Below are 19517 nucleotides of genomic sequence, written 5' to 3' on the forward strand. Positions count from 1 at the left end.
AACCGGGTTCTCGGCTCCGGCCGATGGGGTGATTGGAGCGGGTCCGCCGGGGAACCGGGGGAGCACGCCGCTCGACCACTCAGCAGCGGCTGTCCGAGGGAGGCCGCCGTGACCATCTATCGACTTGTCTGGCGGGGTTTCTGCGCCACCTTCGGGCTGATCGGCATCGTCAGTGGGGTCTTCCTGCTGCCCGGCAGAGCGCTGGTCTCGCTGGCGGTGGTCGGTACGGCGATCTCACTGGCCACCATCGTCGGGCTGCAGTCGCGGACGGACGAACCCGGCCGGCGCAGGTCGGCCGGACGGCTGACCCTGATCGCGGTGGCGTGCTGCGCCGCGCTGGTGGCGACGATGGGTCTCGGGCTGCTGATCGGTGCTGGTGGGGTCATCTCCATCGCGCTGCTCCTCGGTCTGGGGTCGCCGGCCGTCGTACTGTGGTGCGGGCGCAGGCTGGGCTGGACGGCGACCGAACCGAAGTTCACCGACACCAGGGTCTCGCCGACCGCCAGTACGGCGGACATCTGCCGCGAGTGGCAGGAGACCTACACGGCGCTGAACACGGTCAACAGCACGGCCCGGCTCCGGATCGTGATGACCAGGCAACGATGCCTCGACGAACTGGAACGCCGTGACCCGGCCGGCCTGAACGCGTGGCTCTCCTCGTCCATGGCCAGTGCCGGCGGCAACCCTCGCCCTTTCCTCAGCACCAACGCCGACGACGGCAACTCCTGACGGGTCGGCCGGACCTTGTCCAGCTGTGTCACTGGGACTGGTGCTCGGGCTGCCGGATCCGGCGGGCCGCGACGAGGCCGAGGATCGCGCCGACGGCCAGGATGATCCCGCCCCGCAGCCACACGGCTGCCTCGATCTGGGTGAAGAGCAGCAGGCAGGAACCGATTCCCAGCGCCGGCACGATGGTCGGCGCTCTGTAGTGATCGGCTTCGCCCGAGTCCCGCCGGAGCACCAGCACGGCCAGGTTGACCGCCGTGAAGACGATCAGCAACAGCAGCACCAGGGTCGCGGCCAGCTCGGCCACCTGACCAGTCGTTGCCAATAGCAATGAAAGCGCGGAGGTCACCAGGATCGCGACCCACGGCGTACCGCGACCTGGCAGCAGCCTGGCCAGCACGGTGGGCAGCAGACCGTCCCGCGCCATTCCGAAGGCCAGCCGGGACGACATGATGCCGGTCAGCAGTGCGCCGTTCGCGACCGCCACCAGCGCGATGGCGCTGAACACCCAGGTGGGTACGCCGCCCGCGGCCCTGACCACCTCGAGCAGCGGCCCGCTGGACTCGGCCAGCTGATCGGTGGGGACGGCCGCGCTGGTCACCACGCCGACCAGCAGATAGACGACGCCGGCCGTCGCGAGAGCACCGAACAGAGCTCGCGGATAGGACCGGCGCGGATTCTTGGTCTCCTCCGCCAGGTTGACCGAGGTCTCGAACCCGACGAACGAGTAGTACGCCAGCACCGCCCCGCCCAGCGTCGCCGCGAGGGCGCCGCTGCCCGGACGGCCGAGCTGGTCCAGCCGGCCGGGATCACTGTCGCCGCGCGCGATCAGCCAGAAGCCGAGGCCGATGATGAGCAGCAGGCCCGACACCTCGATCACGGTCGCCACCACGTTGGCCCGCAGCGAGTCCTTGATCCCGTAGGCGTTCAGCGCCGCCAGCACCGCGAGGAAGACGACCGCGACGAGGATCGCCGGCAATTCGACGAACTCGGTCAGGTACTCCCCACCGAAAGCCCTGGCCAGCGCACCGACCGACACAATGCCGGCGGCCAGCATGCAGAACCCCACCACGAACCCCGCGAACGGGCCGAACGCCTTGTGGGAGTAGTGCGAGGCACCGCCGGCGCGCGGGTACTTGGTCGCGAGTTCGGCGTACGACGTCGCGGTCAGCAGCGCGAGGACCAGGGCCAGCACGAGCGGCACCCACACCGCGCCACCCGACTCCGCGGCGACCTCGCCGACCAGCACGTACACGCCGGCACCGAGGATGTCGCCGAGGATGAACAGGTACAGCAGTGGTGTGGTGACCTCGCGTTTCAGGCTCATGCCGCCCAGGTACCCGTCCGACAATCGTGCAACTCGGCCGGACGCCGTCAGGAACTGCCTTCCTGCGCCTGGCTCCGGACGGACTCGTCGCGCGGGTGGGTGATGTCGGCGAAGACCGAGTCAGCCAACTCCACGGTCAGGCTGCCGGCCGGCAGGTCGCGCACCGCGGCCAGGAAGCGGGTCACCAGTTCACGCAGCGGGATCCTGCTCTCCCGTGAGTGCCAGGCCAGCATTGCGAAGGCGGCCTCGGCCTCCAGACCGTAGACGGCCATCAGGATGCCCTTCGCCTGGTCGATCGCCGCGCGGGACAACAGTGCACGATGCAGGTGCTGGATCTCGGCCAGCAGGATTTCCTTGTCCGGTAAGGGCGCGCCCGGTACCGCCAGCAGGGCCTCGACCGCCTCCGCCATCGCGGCGAAGGTGCGCACGCTGCTCTTGCCGTCGGCGCAGAGCTGTTGGACGACCTCGCGGTGCCGCGGGCCCAGGCCGACGATGCCGACCGGCGGAGCCGCCGCCACGGCCGCGTTCTCGACGGCTCCGGCCAGCGCCTTCAGCCCGCTCTCGTCGTAGTGGGTCAGGGCGGTCGTGTCGATCGCGACCCGCTCGGGTCGCTGGCTCCAGGCGTCGTACAGGATCGAGCGCAGCGGTTTGCCCGACCTGCCGGTGAGCCGGCCGGTCAGCCGGACGATCAGGAGTCGCGGAGCGAAGTCCAGCTGGGCCTCGAGCTCCGGGCCGGACCGGGCCAGCCAGCGGAACCGCGGGCCGGAGTCGGTGGTGGGCTGCGGCAAAATGCAATCCTCACGGACGAGGTGGGATTCCAGGCTGCTCACTCAACCTGGTTCTACGATAGGCAAACCGGCCGACCACGTCTAGGCGACGAGCGCGGACCGCAGCAGCAGGATGATCTCGCGCAGCAGCCGCGAGACCTGCATCTGGCTGACTCCGATCTCGGCTCCGATCTCGGCCTGGGTCCGGTGGTCCACGAAGCGCCGGTGCAGGATCAGCCGGTCGCGGTCCGGAAGGTCCGCGACCACCGGCCGCAGCGCCTCGATGCTGTCGACGAGCTGGTAGGTGTCGCAGTCGTCGGCGAGGGTGCTGGCCAGCGACAGCGTCGGGGTGGACGGCAGGGGAGCGTCCAGGGAGGACGGCCGGAAGCAGCCCTGCGCCCGCTTGGCATCGATGACATGGTCCACCGGTACGCCGATCGCGTCGGCGAGTTCGTGGTCGGTCGGCCAGCGGTGCAGGGTCGAGGCGAGCTCGCCTTCGGCGGCGGTGAGCTCGGACTGGATCTCCTGGATCCGGCGCGGTGGCCGCACCATCCAGGCCCGGTCGCGGAAGTAGCGGCGGATCTCACCGCGGATGGTCGGGATCGCGTAGGAGCGGAAATCCGTCTCCGGACCCGGCCGGTAGCCGTTGGCGGCCTTGACCAGCCCCATGTACGCGACCTGGTTCACATCATCGGTGTCGACGCCCCGGCGGTAGTACCGCGAGGCGAGGGTGCGTGCCATCGGCACGTCCAGCAGGATCGCCTGGTCCAGCAGCCGGGCCCGGCGATCGCCGGTCGCCGTGGCCGCCTCGCGGAGAATTCTCTCCACCTCGGCAGCCTGTTGTTCACGCCGCCGCTGCTCGACGGCCGGGGATTCCTTGTCCTGCAGGGAGGTGGAACCAGTAGTGGTCATGAGCACCTGCTTGCCGCGCGACCGGCAGGGGTGGCGATTGTTGGGCCACGGGCCGGACTCGCCCCACGTACCCACGGTCCGCCGAAACGAATCGCCGCCGGCAGCGCTACTCCAGGTAGCCGAAAAAGAAGCAGCGCTACTCGACGTGTACGAGCCGAACGCCGGGGTACTTCCGGGCCTCCCCACTGACCAGGAGGTCGAACGCATGCGGGTGCTCGGTGTCAACGCGATCTTCCACGATCCGTCGGCGGCGCTGGTCGTCGACGGCCGGATCGTCGCGGCGGCGGAAGAAGAACGCTTCAGCCGGCGCAAGCACGGCAAACGCCCGGTGCCGTGGTCGGCCTGGGAACTGCCGGAGCAGGCCATCCGGTGGTGTCTGGCCGAGGCCGGTCTGCGGCCCGAGGACCTGGACGCGGTCGGCTACTCGTTCGACCCCGCCCTGTGCGTCGACCTGGCCGGCTTCGGTCTGAGCGATCCGGGCGACCGGACCCGGGCCGACTACGCCCGCCGCGCGCCCCGCTTCCTGGCGGCCGCGCTGCCCGGGCTCGATCCGGACAAGGTGAAATTCGTTCCGCACCACGTGGCTCACGCGGCCTCGGCGGGACTGGCGGCGCCGTTCGAGCAGAGTGCTTGTCTGGTCCTCGACGGGCGAGGCGAGCGCGGCTCCCACCTGGCCGGCCGGTACGACGGCCCGGAACTGACCGTGCTGGCGGCTCAGGACCTGCCGCACTCGCTCGGCCTGCTCTACGAGGATCTGACCGAGCATCTCGGCTTCCTGCGGTCGAGCGACGAGTACAAGGTGATGGCGCTCGCGTCGTACGGGAAACCCCGGCATCTGGCGGACTTCCGCGAGCTGATCCGGACCACCGACGACGGCGGCTTCCGGACCGAGCCGGTGGACTGGGCCGCCTACACGCCGAAACTCACGGGTGGGGCGGAGGTCTCCGACGCCGCCGCGGATCTTGCCTGCAGTGTGCAGCGGCGCCTCGAGGAGGTGCTGGTCGAACTGGCCACCTGGCTGCACGAGCAGACCGGCGCGAAGGCGCTGACGATGGCCGGCGGAACGGCGCTGAACTGCGTCGCGAACTCGGTCATCGCCAGGAACGGTCCCTTCGATCACGTCTGGGTGCAGCCCGCTGCCGGGGATGCCGGTACGTCGCTCGGAGCGGCGTTTCAGTTGAGTGCGGCCGCCGGGCGTCCCGAGCCGATGGCAACGGCCGCTCTGGGCCGCGAGTGGTCCGACGACGCGTTGGCCGACTGTCTCAGGAAGGCGGCCCTGCCGTTCGAGACGCCGGCCGACCTGGCTGCGGTGACCGCGCAGGCGCTGGCCGACAACGGCGTGATCGCCTGGTACCAGGGCAGGTCGGAGTACGGGCCGCGGGCGCTGGGGCACCGGTCCCTGCTCGCGCACCCCGGCCGGCCGGAGAACCTCGAACGACTGAACGACATCAAGGGCCGCGAACAGTTCCGCCCGATCGCGCCGCTGGTGCTGTCGCATCGCGCGGCGGAGATCTTCGACGGTCCGCTGCCCAGTCCGTACATGCTGTTCGTGCACGACGTGGCGACGCACTGGCGGGACCGGATCCCGGCCGTCGTCCATGTCGACGGCACCGCGCGGATCCAGACCGTCGACCCGGCGGACGAGCCGCTGCTCGCGGCGGTCCTGCGCGAGTTCGAGGCGCGGACCGGGCTGCCGGTCCTGGTCAACACCAGCCTGAACACCGCCGGCCGGCCGATGGTCGACAGCCCGGCGGACGCGCTCGAACTGTTCGGGTCCACGCCGGTCGACCTGCTGGTGCTCGGACCCCACGTGGTCCGCCGGGCGGGAGCGTTCCGGTGACCTCCTGGTCGGTGGTCGTGCCCACCGTCGGGCGGCCGGCGCTGACCGAACTGCTCGCCGACCTGGCCGCTCAGCCGCACCAGCCCGACGTGGTGTTCGTCGTCGACGACCGGCGGCGGCCGGATGAGCCGCTGCCCGTCGACGTGGTGGTACTGCGAAGCGGCGGCCGAGGTCCGGCGGCTGCCCGCAACGTCGGCTGGCGAGCGGCCGGCACGGAATGGATCGTCTTCCTGGACGACGACGTCCGGCTGCCCGCCGACTGGTCGGAGAGTCTGCTCGCGGATCTGCGGGCCGCGGGGCCGGAGACGGCCGGAGTCCAGGGACGCATCGTCGTGCCGCTCCCGGCGGAGCGCGCGCCGACGGATTGGGAACGCAGTACGGCGGGGCTGGAGACCGCGGAGTGGGCGACCGCGGACATGGCGTACCGCCGGGAAGCGCTCGCTCAGGTGGACGGCTTCGACGAACGCTTCCCGCGGGCCTACCGGGAGGATGCCGAACTCGCGCTCAGGGTGCGCCGGCACGGCTGGCGGCTCGTCCACGGGCGCCACCACGTCGTCCACCCCGTTCGCGACGAACGTTTCTGGGTGAGCCTGCGGGTCCAGCGCGGCAATGCCGACGATGCGTTGTTCCGCGCGGTCCACGGCCGGCACTGGCGCCGAGAGGCGGACTGTCCGCCCGGTCGCTTCAGGTGGCACCTGGCCACTGTCATGGCGGCCGCTCTCACCTTCACCCGGTTCCGTCGGCCGGCTGGGCTCGCCTGGTCGCTGCTGACCGCCGACTTTCTCCGACGCCGGCTGTCCGGTGGTCCCGGCACGACGGACGAAGTACTGCGGATGGCGTCGACCTCGGTGCTGATTCCCTTCGCCGCGGTCTGGCATCGACTCAGGGGCACCTGGATGCATCGGGACAGTCCGGTCTGGCCGGGTCCGATCCGCGCGGTGCTCTTCGATCGCGACGGAACCCTCGTCCACGACGTTCCCTACAACGGCGACGCGGACCGGGTCGAGTTGGTGCCTGGCGCGCGTCCGGCGGTCGAGCGGCTCCGTACCGCGGGGCTGCAACTCGGCGTCGTCTCCAACCAGTCGGGGATCGGTCGCGGCCTGATCACCGCCGAACAAGTTGCCGAGGTCAACCAGCGGGTCGACGACCTGCTCGGACCGTTCAGCACCTGGCAGGTCTGCCCCCACGACTCGACGGACGGGTGTGCCTGCCGCAAGCCGGCGCCGGGGCTGGTGCTGGCCGCGGCGGCCGAGCTCGGCGTACGGCCTGCTCAGATCGTCGTGATCGGCGACATCGGTTCGGACGTCGCCGCGGCCCAGGCCGCCGGAGCGCGCTCCGTCCTGGTCCCCACTCAGCAGACCAGGCACGAGGAGATCCTGAACGCACCGGTGACCGCACCGGATCTGGAGGCCGCGGTCGATCAGGTGCTGAGCCAGCTGCCCGGAGGTCGCCGATGAGATCGGTGCTGATCACCCGGCTGGACAACGACGGCGACGTGCTGCTGGCAGGCCCCGCGATCCGGGCCGTTGCCGCTACGGATCGGGTAGTACTGCTGGTGGCGCCGTCCGGCGAGCAGGCGGCGCGCCTGCTGCCCGGCGTCCACGATCTGCTGGTGTGGGACTGCCCGTGGACCGGGTTCGACCCGTCACCGGTCGATCGGCGGAGCGTCGACACCCTGGTGGATGCGCTGAGTCTGTCCCATCTGGCGGCCGCTTTCGTCCTGACTTCCTATCACCAGAGTTCATTGCCGATGGCGCTGCTGCTCCGGATGGCGGGGATCGGCTACGTCGCGGCGGCGAGCGAGGACTATCCCGGCTCGTTGCTGGACCTGCGCCACCGGCCCGAACCGTTGCACGAAGCGCAGCGATCGCTTTCCCTCGTTCGCGCCGCCGGCTACGAGCTACCGGACGGCGACGACGGCCGGCTGCTGGTGAAGCGCACCTCAGCCGACTGTGTGCCGGACGGCTCGTACGTCGTCGTCCATCCCGGCGCCTCGGTCGCGGCTCGTGCCGCCGGTCCTCGTCGCCTCGCCGAGATGGTGCAGGCGCTCAGCGCCGACGGTCACCAGGTGGTGGTGACCGGATCGAACAGCGAGCGAGCCCTCACCCGAGTAGTTGCTGGAAGCAACGGAATCGACCTCGGTGGCCGCACCGACTACGAACAGCTCGCCGCCGTACTGCGGGCCGCGTCCTGCGTGGTGGTGGGCAACACCGGCCCCGCCCACCTGGCAGCGGCCGTCGGCACACCGGTGGTGTCACTGTTCGCGCCGGTCGTGCCGGCGCAGAGCTGGGCACCGTGGCGAGTGCCCTATGTCCTGCTGGGCGACCAGGAAGCCGCGTGCCGGGACAGCAGAGCGCGTGACTGTCCCGTCCCGGGTCACCCCTGCCTGAACGAAATCAGCGCGGAGGAAGTCCTGGTCGCCGTCCGCAAACTCATCGAGGAGGTCGCGGGATGAAGATCCTCGCCTGGCATGTGCACGCTGCCTGGATGACCTCGTTCGTCCAGGGACCGCACGAGTACTACGTACCGCTGTTGCCCGACCGCAGCGAAGACGGGAAGGGCCGGGCCCAGACCTATCACTGGCCGGCCAGTGTGCAGGAACTCACTCCGGCGCAGCTCGCCGCCACGGAGATCGACGTGGTGGTGCTGCAACGCCCACGGGAGCTCGAGCTGTTCCAGCGCTGGACCGGACGGTCACTGGGCAGCCGAGGCGTGCCGGCCGTCTACGTCGAGCACAACACCCCGCGGGGAGACGTCAACGAGTGGCAGCACGTCCTGGCGGCTCGATCGGACATCCCGATCGCGCACGTGACCGAGTTCAACCGGATGGTGTGGGACAACGGCATCGCGCCGTCGCTGGTGGTCGCTCACGGCGTACCGGATCAGGGCTACCGGTACGTCGGTGACGAGCGCTCGCTCGGCGTCGCCGTCAACGAGCCCGTCCGGCGCTGGCACGTGGCCGGCCTGGACCTGGTGGCGGAGGTCGCGACCCGTGTACCGGTCGCTGTCTACGGGTTGGGCGCCGACGAGTTGCGCGGCCGGATCGGCGAAGGTCTTGCCGCGGTGGACGACCTGTCCCAGCAGGAGCTGCACCAGCGGCTGGCGCGTCACTTCGCCTACCTGCACCCGTTCCGCTGGACCAGCCTCGGACTGTCGCTGATCGAGGCGATGACGCTGGGCGCTCCGGTACTCGTGAACGGTTCGACCGCGGCCTACGAGGCAGTGGCACCGGGGACCGGCCTGGTGAGCACGAACCCCGACCGGCTGGCGGAGACCGCACGACGGTGGCTGGCCGATCCCGACGAAGCCCGAGAGGTAGGCCGGGCGGCTCGCGACCACGCGCTGCGCGCCTTCGGCCTGATCAGGTTCCTGGACGACTGGGACCGATTGCTGAAAGAGGTTTGCCGATGAGAATTGCGATGGTTTCCGAGCATGCCAGTCCGCTGGCCGTGCTGGGCGGGGCCGACGCCGGTGGCCAGAACGTGCACGTCGCCGCGCTGGCGCTGGCGCTGGCCGAGCTGGGCCACGAGGTCGAGGTCTACACCCGGCGCGACGACGTCAGCTCGGCCGAGACCGTCCCGCTCGGTCCCGGGGTGGACGTGATCCACGTACCGGCCGGACCACCCCGAGCCATTCCGAAGGACGAGTTGCACGCCTACATGCCGGCCTTCGGTGACTGGCTCGCGTCCCGTTGGCTGCGTCGCCGTCCGGAGGTGGTGCATGCGCACTTCTGGATGTCCGGCCTGGCGTGCGCCCAGGCCCGGCGGTCGATCGACTTCCCGTTCGCGCAGACGTTCCACGCGCTCGGAGTGGTGAAGCGCCGCCACCAAGGGGCCGACGACACCAGCCCGCCGGAGCGGCAGCCCGCCGAGAAGCGGCTGGCCTACGTCACGGACGCGGTGATCGCGACCGCCACCGAAGAAGTCCACGAGTTGCTCAGGCTCGGCGCCCGGCCGGAATCGCTGCACGTCGTTCCGTGCGGAGTGGAGCTCTTCGAAGGCACGACGGCCACCGACGGCTGGTGGAACCAGGCCGGCGGGCGGGTCCTCTCGCTCGGCCGGCTGGTCGAGCGCAAGGGCGTGGACACCGTGATCGCGGCGATGGCCGCGCTGCCGGACGCGGAACTGGTGGTCGCGGGTGGTCCGGCCGGGAGCTTCGAGAGCGATCCGGAGGTCCGCCGGTTGCGTCGGCTGGCACAACGGCTCGGAGTAGCGGATCGGGTTCGTCTGGTGGGCGCGGTGACGCGTGACCAGGTGCCCGGGCTGCTGCGCTCGGCCGACGTGGTCGCCTGCACCCCGTGGTACGAGCCGTTCGGGATCGTGCCGCTGGAAGCGATGGCCTGCGCGCGTCCGGTGGTCGGATCGGCCGTCGGTGGACTCCTCGACACGGTCGTCGACGGCGTCACCGGGATCCTGGTGCCACCGAAGGAACCCGGCCGGCTGGCCGAGGCTCTCGGCGGGTTGCTCGCCGACCCCGAACAGCGCCGGCGGCTCGGTCTGGCCGGCGCGACCCGAGTCGCGGAGAAGTACACCTGGGCAGCGGTCGCCGCCGAGACCGAAGCGGTCTACCGGCAGATCACGACCGCCAAATCGATCGTCGTGGGGAGAGCACACTGATGACACGTTTCGGGAGCGTCAGCGAACACCTGGAACATCTCCGGCTGGGACTGGCCAGCCTGGACCGCCAGTCGGCACTGGTCGACAGCTGGGGGCAGCAGCTCACCACGGCGTTCGTCTCCGGCCAGAAACTACTTGCTGCAGGCAACGGTGGAAGCGCCGCCGAGGCCCAGCACCTGACCGCCGAGCTGGTCGGCCGGTTCGAGGGTGACCGGGAGCCGTTGCCCGCGATCGCTTTGCACGTGGAGACCTCGACACTGACGGCGATCTGCAACGACTTCGGGCCGGAGACCATCTTCGCCCGCCAGGTCGGGGCCCACGGCCGCTCGGGCGACGTGCTGGTGCTGCTGTCCACCAGCGGCCGGAGCCCGAACCTGATCGAGGCCGCCAAGAAAGCCAAGGAACGCGGTCTGCGGGTGTGGGCACTGACCGGCCCACGGGACAACCCACTGGCGGAACTGGCGGACGAGACGCTGGCCGTGGAGTGCTCCGCCCCCACGGCGGTCCAGGAGGTTCACCTGGTCGCGGTGCATGCGCTGTGCTCGGCGGTGGAGCGTTATCTGCCGTCGGCACGCTGGGCCGCGATCACGACGGAGGTGTCGCAATGACCGTCCGGGTGGTCGTCGTCGGCGACGTCCTGCTGGACCGCGACATCGAGGGTGACGTCCGGCGGGTCTGTCCGGACGCCCCGGTGCCGGTGGTCGACGTCGACCGGACGACGGAACGAGCAGGGGGTGCCGGGCTGGTCGCGACGCTTCTCGACCGCCCGGGAGTCTCACCGCATCTGGTGACAGCGATCGCGGACGACGAACCAGGCGAGAGACTGCTGGGGCTGCTCGACCGGCGGCTGCAGGTCAGCCCGATCCTCAGTGCCTCCGCGACCCGCTGCAAGACGCGGGTGCGCAGTGCCGGCCAGTCCTTGCTGCGGATCGACGCCGCGCCCACTGCGGAGGTGGGCGACGACTGCGATCTGGCGGCCTTGGAGGCGGCCCTGAACGACGCCGATGTCGTGCTCGTGTCGGACTATGCCGGCGGGGTGGTCAGCCACCCCGAGGTTCGCGCCGCGCTGGAGCGGTGCGCGTTGCGGCGTCCGATGATCTGGGATCCGCATCCGCGGGGCAGCGAACCGGTTCCGGGGGTGACCGTGGTGACGCCGAACCGGAGCGAGGCGGTGCAGTTCGGTACGTCGCAGGAACCGGACCAGCTCGCCGTCGAGCTCCGGGACCGCTGGCGGGCCTGGTCTCTGGCCGTCACCGACGGATGCCACGGGGTCTACGTGGCGGCCGGGGACGGACCTCTGTTCACCCCTGCTCCGTTCCAGTACCAGGGTGATTCCTGTGGGGCGGGGGATCGCTTCGCGGGCACGGTCGCGGTCGAGATCGGCAGCGGCGCGACGGTCAGCACGGCCGTCGAGGCCGCGGTCAAGGACACGGCGGCCTGGCTGGCCCTGGGCGGGGTCACCCCGGCCCCTGAACCCGAGGCCGATCGCGAACCAGGACCACTGGAGGCGTTCGCAGTCGCCGAGAAAATCCGGGCGGCGGGCGGTTCCGTCGTGGCCACCGGCGGCTGTTTCGATATCCTGCACGCCGGCCATATCGCGAGTCTGGAGGCCGCCAGCCGGCTCGGTGACGCCCTGATCGTGCTGGTGAACTCCGACGAGAGCGTCCGGCGGCTGAAGGGCAGCGGCCGCCCGGTGAACTCCGAAGCGGACCGCTGCCAGGTACTGCGCTCGCTGCGCTTCGTCGACGCCGTCGTGGTCTTCGACGGCGACGACCCGATCGCGGCCCTGCGCGAGCTGCGCCCCGACGTCTGGGCCAAGGGCGGCGACTACACCGCCGACATGTTGCCCGAGGCACCGATCATCGCCGGCTGGGGCGGCCGGGTGGTCCTGGTTCCGTTCCTGCCCGGTCGATCCACTACCGCGATCCTCGAAGGAGGACGAATTTCATGAGTTTCGAGCGAGTCGCCGTCACCGGTGGAGCAAGCGGCCTGGGAGCCGCCGTGGTCCGGGCCGTCCGCAAGGCGGGCGGCACCCCGGTCGTGCTGGACCGGCAGAAGCCGGCCGACGACGTGGCCTGGGTCGAGGTCGACCTGAGTGATCCGGCCGCGGCCGAGCCCGCGCTGGCCGCGGCGGAGGAGGCGATCGGTGACCTGACCGGCGTGGTGACCGCCGCCGGCGTCGACGCCTGCGGCCGGCTGGAAGACCTGGACCTGGCCGACTGGACCAAGGTGATCAGCGTCAACCTGATCGGTACCGCGGCGATCGCGAAGGCGGCGGTGCCGCGGCTGGAGCGCTCGGGCGGACGTCTGGTGACCGTGGCGTCGACGCTGGGACTCCGGGCGCTGAGCGACGCGACGGCGTACTGCGCGTCGAAGTTCGGGGTGGTCGGTTTCACCCGCGCGCTGGCGGTGGAGACAGCCGGCCGGATCGGCGTGACGATGCTGGTGCCCGGAGGCATGCAGACGTCGTTCTTCGACGACCGTCCGGAGCAGTACAAGCCCGGACCGGACGCGATGCTGAACGACCCGGACGCGGTCGCGGACGTGGTCATCTACGCGCTGAGCCAGCCGCGCGGAGTGGAGATTCGCGAACTGGTCGTCTGCCCGTCGGTCGAGCCGTCCTGGCCCTGATGCGCGGACCGGTTCTCGTACTGCGAGCGCTCGGCCTCGGCGACGCGCTGACCGGCGTACCGGCGCTGCGTGGACTGCGTCGCCTCTACCCGGATCGGCAACTGGTGCTGGCCGGGAAAGAACCGTTCGGGAGCTGGCTGGTCAGGCTCGGCGTGGCAGACGACAGTGTCGCCACGGCGGGTCTTTCCGGCCGGCCGCCCGGGCGTGGACTCGGGCGGCACCTGGCCGTCAATCTGCACGGCCGGGGGCCGCAGAGTCATCTGCTGCTGCAGTCCGGTGACCCCGACGAACTGCTTGCCTTCGACTGCGCGGCCGCCGGTCACCGGAGCAAGACCCGGTGGCGGGCGGACGAACACGAAGTCGATCGCTGGTGCCGGCTCGTGGCGGAGGCAGGGGGAGCTTGCTCGAGGGACGATCTGCGGTTGCCCCTGGGTGGACGACGCGATGCCGCGGTCGTCGTTCATCCAGGGGCCGCCAGCGTGTCGCGGCAGTGGCCACTGGACAGGTGGCGGCAGGTCGTCCAGGAACTGCGGGGGGACGGGCGGACCGTCGTACTGACCGGAACGGAGACCGAGCTGTGCGCCGAACTGGCGCGGGGGACCGGCACCGAGGATCTCAGTGGCCGGTTGTCGGTGGACGAACTGGCGTCGCGGATCGGATCGGCCGAGCTGCTCGTCAGCGGGGACACCGGAGTCGCGCATCTGGCGACCGCGGCCGGGACCCGATCGGTGACCCTGTTCGGTCCGACTCCGCCGGCCTGGTGGGGCCCGGCCATCGATCCGGAGCGGCACACCGTGCTCTACCGAGGGAGCGGGGTCGGCGATCCGCACGCCGATCAGGTCGACGAAGGACTGCTGCGGATCACCGTGCCCGAGGTGCTACGGGCTGCTCGGAAGCAGTTAGCGAGCGGAACCACGCAACAGTCGAGTCCAGCCCTTCGCGCCAGCCGACCTGCGGCTTCCAGCTGAGCACCTGCTCGGCCAGCGTGGTGTCGGGCCGCCGGACGCCCGGATCGTCGACCGGCCGGTCGACGAACTCGACCGGGGAGCCGGAGCCGGTCGCGGCCACTACGTCGTACGCGATCTGCAACACCGAGCGTTCGTCGGGATTGCCGAGGTTGACCGGGCCCGGGTGGTCACCGAAGGCCATCCGCAGCACACCGTCGACGGTGTCGTCGACGTAGCAGACCGAACGGGTCTGGCTGCCGTCACCGGCCACCGTCAGCGGTTCGCCCGCCAGGGCCTGGCGGATGAAGGTGGGGATCGCGCGACCGTCCTGCGGGCGCATCCGCGGGCCGTAGGTGTTGAAGATCCGGACGATGGCGGTGTCGACTCCCTCGCTGGTCCGGTACGCGGTGGTGAGGGCTTCGGCGTACCGCTTGGCCTCGTCGTAGACGCCGCGGGGCCCGATCGGGTTGACGTGACCCCAGTAGGACTCGGGCTGCGGGTGGACCTGCGGGTCGCCGTACACCTCCGAGGTGCTGGCCAGGACGAACCGGGCGTTGTTCTCCTTCGCCAGGCCGAGCGCGTGCAGGGTGCCGACGGCGCCGACCTTGAGCGTCTGGATCGGCAACCGCAGATAGTCGATCGGCGAGGCGGGGCTGGCGAAATGGAGCACCAGGTCGACGGGGGAGAGGATCCGGACCACCTCGGTCAGATCGGTCGGCAGGCACTGGAAGCGGCCGTCCGAGGCGAGGTGCGCGACGTTGGCCGGCGTACCGGTGATGAAGTTGTCCAGACAGGTCACCTGGTGGCCGTCGGCGAGCAGCCGCTCGCACAGATGGCTTCCGAGGAACCCGGCTCCGCCGGTGACGACCACATGCTTTGCATCCATGCTCCGAGGTACCCCGAGCGAAGCGGTGAAAACGCTTCTCCGGTGGAGGAAGCGGTCGTTTGCCCGGAACCGGCGCCGGGTACAGCGACTCATGACCCGTACAGTCGCTGATGCCCTCGTCGACCGCCTCCGGACCTGGCAGGTACCCCGCGTTTTCGGGTACGCCGGTGACGGCATCGACCCGCTGCTGGCGGCGTTCCGGCGGGCGGACGGCGAGCCGGAGTTCGTCCAGACCCGGCACGAGGAGATGGCCGCGTTCATGGCGACCGGCCACGCGAAGTACACCGGCTGGCCCGGAGTCTGCGTCGCCACCCACGGGCCCGGCGCGATCCACCTGCTCAACGGCCTGTACGACGCCAAACTCGACCAGCAGCCGGTGGTCGCACTGGTCGGTCAGGTGGTCTCCACCGCCCTGGGCAGCGGCTACCTGCAGGAGATCGATCTGCACTCGCTCTTCAAGGACGTCTGCTCGCAGTACGTCCAGACCGCCGTCCGGCCCGAGCAACTGCCGATGCTGCTCGACAACGCGATGCGAACCTCGATCGCGGCGCGGACGCCGACCTGCCTGATCCTGCCGCACGATCTCCAGCGTGCCGACGCGATCGACGACCTGCCGCACGACCACGGCATGGTCCCGTCGGCCGCGGTCGTCGGCAGCCCGCCGAAGGTGGAGGCCGACGCGGACGCCGTACGCCGGGCCGCCGAGTTGCTTCAGCAGGGCCGGAAGGTGGCCGTCCTCGCGGGCCGGGGAGCGGCAGGGGCTGCCGCCGAGATCGCCGAACTGGTCGAGTTGCTCGGGGCCGGAGTGACCGTGTCGCTGCTCGGCAAGCCGGTGCTCGACGAAGGATCGCCTTGGCACACGGGCGTGATGGGGCATCTGGGCACCACGGCGAGCGCGGAACTGCTCGGCGGTTGCGACACCCTTTTCATTGTCGGATGCAACGATCCGTGGACGGAGTTCTACCCGGAGCCGGGCCGGGCGAGGACGGTGCAGCTCGACCTGGAGGCCCGCGTCGTCGCCAGCAAGTATCCGGTCGAGGTGGCGCTGGTCGGCGACGCGGCGACGACGCTGCGAGCCCTGATCCCGCAGTTGCGCAGAACGGCCGACCGGCGGTGGCCGGAGCAGGTCGAGCAGAGCGTGGCACGGTGGCACCGGCTGGCCGAGGAGCGCGCGCAGACCCCGGCCGATCCGCTGAACCCGGAGGCGGTGGTCCGGGCACTGTCCGGTCACCTGCCCGACGATGCGCGGGTCGCCGTTGACGTCGGGTCGGCGACGTACTGGTATGCCAGGCATCTCGCGCTGCCGGCCGGCGTACCGGCTCACGTGTCGAGCTACCTGGCGTCGATGGGCTGCGCGATGCCCTACGGCCTGGCGGCCAAGCTTGATGCGCCGTCACGTCCGGTGGTGGCGCTGGTGGGTGACGGCTCGATGCAGATGAACGGTCTGCTCGAGCTGATCACCGTCGCCGATCGCTGGCAGCAGTGGCCGGATCCACGGTTCGTCGTACTCGTGCTGCACAACCAGGATCTCAACGAGGTCACCTGGGAGCAACGCGAGATGGAGGGCGATCCCCGCTACCCGGCCTCGCAGCGAGTCCCGGACTTCCCGTACGCGTCGTACGCCGAACTGCTCGGTCTGCGGGGCATCCGCGTCGACAAGCCCGACCAGATCGAGGCCGCTTGGACAGCGGCCTTCACCGCCGACCGGCCCACCGTGATCGAAGCCGTGGTCGATCCCGCCGTTCCGCTGCTGCCTCCCGGTCTGGACGACGCCAAGCTGCAGAAGGTCTTCCAGGGCATCGACCAGGAGCCGGACGGGCACGGAGCCCGCAGTCAGGTCCTGCGCAGCCAGGCCACCGAGAACTACCTCGACTAGGACTTGCTGGGATGGGCGACCGCGTCGACGACCTCGGCGGCGACCTCCGACAGCGACCGCTCACTGGTCCTGGCCCGGTGCAGTAGCTGGTCGAAGGCAGCGTCGAGGGTCAGGTCCTCGGTGTAGGCCAGCACTCCCTTCGCCTGCTCGATCACGATCCGGTCGGTCAGCGCGATCCGCAACTGACCGATCAGATGGGTGATCGAGTTCGTCCCCGAGTGCAGGATGACCACGGTGGCGATGTCGGCGAACGCCTGGGCCACGGTCGCGGTACCGGCCGGAACCAGCTCGGCGGGGAAGAACAGGTTGAGGGCGCCGAACGTCTGGCCCCGCCAGCGCATGGGATGCGCGTACAGGCTGTGGTAGCCCTGCGCCTCGAACCGCTCGGCGAACTCCGGCCAGCGGCCGGCGAGCAACGTCGAGTCGGCGGCCACCGGCTCGCCGGTCGCGAGGGTCAGGGCCGCGGGTCCGCTTTCGGTCTGCGCCTGATAGAGCTCGATGCCCTCGGCCCGGTGACTGGTGGCGGCCAGGAACTCCAGTTCCTGGTTGTCCGGCCGGGAGATCACGATGCCGCTCCCGGTCGCGAGCAGGCACCGCTCGCAGCCGGCCAGCAGGTTGGTGATCGTCCCGAGCACGTCGTGATCGGTGACGAGGGCCGACAGCGCGGTCGCCAGTTCCTGGACAGCGCGTTCGGGCAGTTGGGTGTCGAGCCGACTGCTCACTTCTCACCTCCGAAGGTCAGTTCGCGGTCCACCACTTGGCGGGCGGTCTCCACCAGGGTGATGTTGTAGGCATAAGCGTGGGCACGCAGGATCGCCAGCGCGTCGTCGGGGGGCAGTCCCAGCTGGGCCGTGACCATGCCGCAGGCGTGGTGGACCTGCGCGCGGGAGGCCCAGGCTCCTTCGCCGAGTCCCTCCGCCGTCGGGTCGCGGAGCAGCGCGGCGCCGACCGCGTCGGCCACGAACTGCACGGCGTCGATCGGCTCGGGCAGCTCGCGGCCATCGGTCGTGTAGACGCTGATCACCCCGAAGGTCTCACCGCCCGGTCGCATCGGGAACGAGTACATCTGCAGGCCGCCGACCGCCTGCCAAGCGGACCGGGCGAACTCGGGCCAGCGGAGATTGGGCTCGTTCTCCAGCGCCAGGGTGAAGTACGTGCTGTACCGGAAGGCATCCAGGCAAGGGCCTTCGCCGGTCACGTCCTGGAGATCCTCCAACGTCGCCATCACCCGATCAGTGGTCGACAGGGTGGTCCGGCTCGAGCTGGTGTTCTCCACCGTGATCGCCGCGCCGTCGGCACCGAGGATCAGCCGGCTCGCGTCGCACAACCGCCCGGCCAGATGGGCGTCGGTGACGTTGGCGGCGGCCAGCGTCGCGAGCCGCACGAAGAGTTCCGCGCGATCAGTCATCGAAACCAGGCTCCCGTCACAGCCGCCGCTCCCACTCGCCGACCATACCGCCTCCTGGCTCGCGCAGATTCGTAGGTAGGCGAGACAAGTACCCGCAGTCATGCGACGCGGCAGCAGGTTGCGGGGCGGGCGCCGGGGTACAGGCGAGCCATGACAGAACAACCAGGCGAGTACGAGGACCAGGACAGCGAGCCCACCCAGAAGGCTCCCGAGGAAGGCCGTCCGGACGGCACCGTGGCCGACGACGACCAGGACCACGAGCCGGGCGAGCACATCGGGCCGCCCGAGTAGCAGTCGGTGCCGTAGGCATCATTTGGCTCACGGCCGCTGCTCGACCTGGCGGGCGGAACTTCACGGTGACGGTGGCCCGACGCCTCTCGGCGGGCCGTCCCCGGCCGATACCCCGTCATCCGGCCACCGTCACTTCTCGCTCCCTCCGGTGACCCGCGCCGAGGCCTGCCGAAGGTTGGAAGGCCTCAGTACCCAGACCGCATCGCTGGAACCAGGCTCCGGCAAATCCGGTGCATGGTTCGCGGGAACCGGGCCCGGAGTACTGCGTCAGTGGTGAAGAGAGGCGACGACTGTGGACGACCGAGTGGACCCGATGGCGACCGCCGTCGGTCTTCTGATGGTGAGTTACTGGCTGGACGAAGAAGCAGCGACCGACGTACTGCGGGACTGGGCCCGGCAACGCGGCGTCAGCACATCGACGATCGCCGCCAGAGTGATCGAAGCCGCTCGAAGCACCGCCGGGACCGGCTCGGGCACCGGCCCGGCCGACGACGAGTTGACCAGGTGGCTCGGCCCGCGGCTCGACTCGCTGCGAACCCTGGACCGGTCCGGTGAGTGAGTGGACCACCGGCTCAGCGTCGCGGGCGGCGCAGCGCCCGCGCGATCGCCGGCCGCGGACCGGGTGGCTCTTCCGCCTGCACTCCCCGGCGTCCCCACCAGACCCACCAGATCATCGACTGGGCCACCAGGCTGAAGCCGAACCAGAAGTCCTCGATTGGCGCGTGGCCGATCCGCCAGCCGAGAATGGCATCCTCGTCGTAGCGGAAGACGCCCCGGGAGGTGAGCCATTCGTTCGTGAGGAGCTGGAAGAACAAGATGATCGAGTACGAGACCCAGAACGCGCGGCGGCCGAGCAGCCGGGTCCGCAGCACCCAGAGGTCCAGCACGACAGTGACGGCGATGCCCAGAAGTGAAGCCTCGGTGTGAGTCATCTCCGGTCGTCCTCCTCGGCCGCGACGCCTGCCTCGTCGCCCACCGTCCAGCCCCGCACGCTGCGCACGGCCTCCAGCGTCATCACCGACGCCAGTGGCACCACGACGAAGAACAGCAGCTCCTCCAGCGGCAGGCTCGCCAGGGACATCCCCAGCGTGAGCGACTCGTCGAAGACCCAGTGCCCGGCGCGGACGGCCAGGAAGTCCCACAGGGCGAACGGCAGTCCCGCGCACAGCAGCACCAGCCCGAACCGGTACGGCCGGGCGTACACCCGGGTGCGCAACAGCACTTCCAGTGGCAGCGTGGCGACCAGTACGAACACCAGCATGACCACGTACGTCAGTTCACGCATGGCGT

The 19517-nt window shown here is 70.4% G+C and carries 21 protein-coding genes; 13 read left to right on the top strand and 8 right to left on the bottom strand.

What is annotated here, in order from left to right; all coding sequences use genetic code 11:
- Positions 1–108: 108 nt before the first annotated feature.
- Positions 109–729: a hypothetical protein gene (locus OX958_RS16140; protein WP_270138514.1), complete on the top strand. Its 621-nt coding sequence runs from the start codon at positions 109–111 to the stop codon at positions 727–729.
- 28 nt (positions 730–757) lie between these two features.
- Here the strand turns inward: OX958_RS16140 and OX958_RS16145 are convergent, their stop codons facing one another.
- From OX958_RS16145 to OX958_RS16155, 3 genes are all read right to left on the bottom strand, one after another.
- Positions 758–2053 carry an APC family permease gene (locus tag OX958_RS16145; RefSeq protein ID WP_270138515.1) on the bottom strand — a complete coding sequence of 432 codons (1296 nt, stop codon included), beginning with the start codon at positions 2051–2053 and terminating at the stop codon, positions 758–760.
- A gap of 47 nt (positions 2054–2100) precedes the next feature.
- Complete coding sequence (locus tag OX958_RS16150) at positions 2101–2841, bottom strand: ANTAR domain-containing protein (RefSeq protein ID WP_270138516.1); 741 nt, start codon at positions 2839–2841, stop codon at positions 2101–2103.
- Between the two features lie 81 nt (positions 2842–2922).
- The gene (locus tag OX958_RS16155) at positions 2923–3732 is read right to left on the bottom strand and encodes a sigma-70 family RNA polymerase sigma factor (protein ID WP_270138517.1); all 810 of its coding nucleotides are present in this window, start codon (positions 3730–3732) and stop codon (positions 2923–2925) included.
- Positions 3733–3937: 205 nt separating this feature from the next.
- On the opposite strand from OX958_RS16155, the gene OX958_RS16160 reads away from it, so the two are divergent.
- The 9 genes from OX958_RS16160 to OX958_RS16200 are packed head-to-tail and all read left to right on the top strand — an operon-like array spanning position 3938 to position 13787.
- A complete protein-coding gene (locus OX958_RS16160; RefSeq protein WP_270138518.1) occupies positions 3938–5572 on the top strand; it encodes a carbamoyltransferase family protein in 1635 nt (544 codons plus the stop codon).
- A complete protein-coding gene (locus OX958_RS16165; protein WP_270138519.1) occupies positions 5569–7029 on the top strand; it encodes an HAD-IIIA family hydrolase in 1461 nt (486 codons plus the stop codon). Before OX958_RS16160 ends, OX958_RS16165 begins: the two co-directional genes overlap by 4 nt.
- Positions 7026–8027 (top strand): glycosyltransferase family 9 protein, encoded by a 1002-nt coding sequence (locus tag OX958_RS16170; protein WP_270138520.1) that lies wholly within the window; start codon positions 7026–7028, stop codon positions 8025–8027. Before OX958_RS16165 ends, OX958_RS16170 begins: the two co-directional genes overlap by 4 nt.
- The gene (locus OX958_RS16175) at positions 8024–8983 is read left to right on the top strand and encodes a glycosyltransferase (RefSeq protein ID WP_270138521.1); all 960 of its coding nucleotides are present in this window, start codon (positions 8024–8026) and stop codon (positions 8981–8983) included. The genes OX958_RS16170 and OX958_RS16175 overlap by 4 nt, the downstream gene beginning before the upstream one ends.
- Positions 8980–10188: a glycosyltransferase gene (locus tag OX958_RS16180; RefSeq protein ID WP_270138522.1), complete on the top strand. Its 1209-nt coding sequence runs from the start codon at positions 8980–8982 to the stop codon at positions 10186–10188. Before OX958_RS16175 ends, OX958_RS16180 begins: the two co-directional genes overlap by 4 nt.
- On the top strand, positions 10188–10796 hold the full coding sequence (locus OX958_RS16185; RefSeq protein WP_270138523.1) for a D-sedoheptulose-7-phosphate isomerase: 609 nt from the start codon (positions 10188–10190) through the stop codon (positions 10794–10796). The genes OX958_RS16180 and OX958_RS16185 overlap by 1 nt, the downstream gene beginning before the upstream one ends.
- Positions 10793–12139: a PfkB family carbohydrate kinase gene (locus OX958_RS16190; protein WP_270138524.1), complete on the top strand. Its 1347-nt coding sequence runs from the start codon at positions 10793–10795 to the stop codon at positions 12137–12139. Before OX958_RS16185 ends, OX958_RS16190 begins: the two co-directional genes overlap by 4 nt.
- Positions 12136–12819 (top strand): SDR family oxidoreductase, encoded by a 684-nt coding sequence (locus OX958_RS16195; RefSeq protein WP_270138525.1) that lies wholly within the window; start codon positions 12136–12138, stop codon positions 12817–12819. The genes OX958_RS16190 and OX958_RS16195 overlap by 4 nt, the downstream gene beginning before the upstream one ends.
- On the top strand, positions 12819–13787 hold the full coding sequence (locus OX958_RS16200) for a glycosyltransferase family 9 protein (RefSeq protein WP_270138526.1): 969 nt from the start codon (positions 12819–12821) through the stop codon (positions 13785–13787). The genes OX958_RS16195 and OX958_RS16200 overlap by 1 nt, the downstream gene beginning before the upstream one ends.
- On the opposite strand, the gene OX958_RS16205 is transcribed toward OX958_RS16200, so the two are convergent.
- Entirely contained in the window at positions 13681–14652 is a 972-nt protein-coding gene (locus OX958_RS16205; protein WP_270138527.1) for a UDP-glucuronic acid decarboxylase family protein, read from the bottom strand. The two genes, OX958_RS16200 and OX958_RS16205, sit on opposite strands and share 107 nt — an antisense overlap.
- 91 nt (positions 14653–14743) lie before the next feature.
- Between OX958_RS16205 and OX958_RS16210 the strand changes: the two genes are divergently transcribed.
- Positions 14744–16528 carry a thiamine pyrophosphate-requiring protein gene (locus OX958_RS16210; protein ID WP_270138528.1) on the top strand — a complete coding sequence of 595 codons (1785 nt, stop codon included), beginning with the start codon at positions 14744–14746 and terminating at the stop codon, positions 16526–16528.
- On the opposite strand, the gene OX958_RS16215 is transcribed toward OX958_RS16210, so the two are convergent.
- Together OX958_RS16215 and OX958_RS16220 are read right to left on the bottom strand one after the other, a co-directional pair.
- Positions 16525–17250 (bottom strand): GAF and ANTAR domain-containing protein, encoded by a 726-nt coding sequence (locus OX958_RS16215; protein WP_270138529.1) that lies wholly within the window; start codon positions 17248–17250, stop codon positions 16525–16527. The genes OX958_RS16210 and OX958_RS16215 overlap by 4 nt on opposite strands.
- Positions 17247–17936: an ANTAR domain-containing protein gene (locus OX958_RS16220; protein WP_270138530.1), complete on the bottom strand. Its 690-nt coding sequence runs from the start codon at positions 17934–17936 to the stop codon at positions 17247–17249. Before OX958_RS16220 ends, OX958_RS16215 begins: the two co-directional genes overlap by 4 nt.
- Before the next feature lie 150 nt (positions 17937–18086).
- Between OX958_RS16220 and OX958_RS16225 the strand changes: the two genes are divergently transcribed.
- Positions 18087–18227 (top strand): hypothetical protein, encoded by a 141-nt coding sequence (locus OX958_RS16225; RefSeq protein WP_270138531.1) that lies wholly within the window; start codon positions 18087–18089, stop codon positions 18225–18227.
- Positions 18228–18519: 292 nt separating this feature from the next.
- Positions 18520–18786, top strand: a complete 267-nt coding sequence (locus OX958_RS16230; protein WP_270138532.1) for an ANTAR domain-containing protein — start codon at positions 18520–18522, stop codon at positions 18784–18786.
- Between the two features lie 13 nt (positions 18787–18799).
- Here OX958_RS16230 and OX958_RS16235 read toward each other — a convergent pair whose 3' ends face one another.
- Positions 18800–19159 (bottom strand): lycopene cyclase domain-containing protein, encoded by a 360-nt coding sequence (locus tag OX958_RS16235; protein ID WP_270138533.1) that lies wholly within the window; start codon positions 19157–19159, stop codon positions 18800–18802.
- The gene (locus OX958_RS16240) at positions 19156–19512 is read right to left on the bottom strand and encodes a lycopene cyclase domain-containing protein (protein WP_270138534.1); all 357 of its coding nucleotides are present in this window, start codon (positions 19510–19512) and stop codon (positions 19156–19158) included. Before OX958_RS16240 ends, OX958_RS16235 begins: the two co-directional genes overlap by 4 nt.
- Between the last annotated feature and the right edge of the window lie 5 nt (positions 19513–19517).

Origin of the sequence: Kribbella sp. CA-293567, from assembly GCF_027627575.1 — a bacterium.
GTDB lineage: Bacteria > Actinomycetota > Actinomycetes > Propionibacteriales > Kribbellaceae > Kribbella.

Excerpts from the sequence above, each read along its gene's own strand:
- OX958_RS16145 (WP_270138515.1), bottom strand. The coding sequence starts at position 2,053 with ATGAGCCTGAAACGCGAGGTCACCACACCACTGCTGTACCTGTTCATC.
- OX958_RS16155 (WP_270138517.1), bottom strand. The coding sequence starts at position 3,732 with ATGACCACTACTGGTTCCACCTCCCTGCAGGACAAGGAATCCCCGGCC.
- OX958_RS16160 (WP_270138518.1), top strand. The coding sequence starts at position 3,938 with ATGCGGGTGCTCGGTGTCAACGCGATCTTCCACGATCCGTCGGCGGCG.
- OX958_RS16170 (WP_270138520.1), top strand. The coding sequence starts at position 7,026 with ATGAGATCGGTGCTGATCACCCGGCTGGACAACGACGGCGACGTGCTG.
- OX958_RS16175 (WP_270138521.1), top strand. The coding sequence starts at position 8,024 with ATGAAGATCCTCGCCTGGCATGTGCACGCTGCCTGGATGACCTCGTTC.
- OX958_RS16180 (WP_270138522.1), top strand. The coding sequence starts at position 8,980 with ATGAGAATTGCGATGGTTTCCGAGCATGCCAGTCCGCTGGCCGTGCTG.
- OX958_RS16185 (WP_270138523.1), top strand. The coding sequence starts at position 10,188 with ATGACACGTTTCGGGAGCGTCAGCGAACACCTGGAACATCTCCGGCTG.
- OX958_RS16190 (WP_270138524.1), top strand. The coding sequence starts at position 10,793 with ATGACCGTCCGGGTGGTCGTCGTCGGCGACGTCCTGCTGGACCGCGAC.
- OX958_RS16195 (WP_270138525.1), top strand. The coding sequence starts at position 12,136 with ATGAGTTTCGAGCGAGTCGCCGTCACCGGTGGAGCAAGCGGCCTGGGA.
- OX958_RS16200 (WP_270138526.1), top strand. The coding sequence starts at position 12,819 with ATGCGCGGACCGGTTCTCGTACTGCGAGCGCTCGGCCTCGGCGACGCG.
- OX958_RS16205 (WP_270138527.1), bottom strand. The coding sequence starts at position 14,652 with ATGGATGCAAAGCATGTGGTCGTCACCGGCGGAGCCGGGTTCCTCGGA.
- OX958_RS16210 (WP_270138528.1), top strand. The coding sequence starts at position 14,744 with ATGACCCGTACAGTCGCTGATGCCCTCGTCGACCGCCTCCGGACCTGG.
- OX958_RS16220 (WP_270138530.1), bottom strand. The coding sequence starts at position 17,936 with ATGACTGATCGCGCGGAACTCTTCGTGCGGCTCGCGACGCTGGCCGCC.
- OX958_RS16225 (WP_270138531.1), top strand. The coding sequence starts at position 18,087 with ATGACAGAACAACCAGGCGAGTACGAGGACCAGGACAGCGAGCCCACC.
- OX958_RS16235 (WP_270138533.1), bottom strand. The coding sequence starts at position 19,159 with ATGACTCACACCGAGGCTTCACTTCTGGGCATCGCCGTCACTGTCGTG.
- OX958_RS16240 (WP_270138534.1), bottom strand. The coding sequence starts at position 19,512 with ATGCGTGAACTGACGTACGTGGTCATGCTGGTGTTCGTACTGGTCGCC.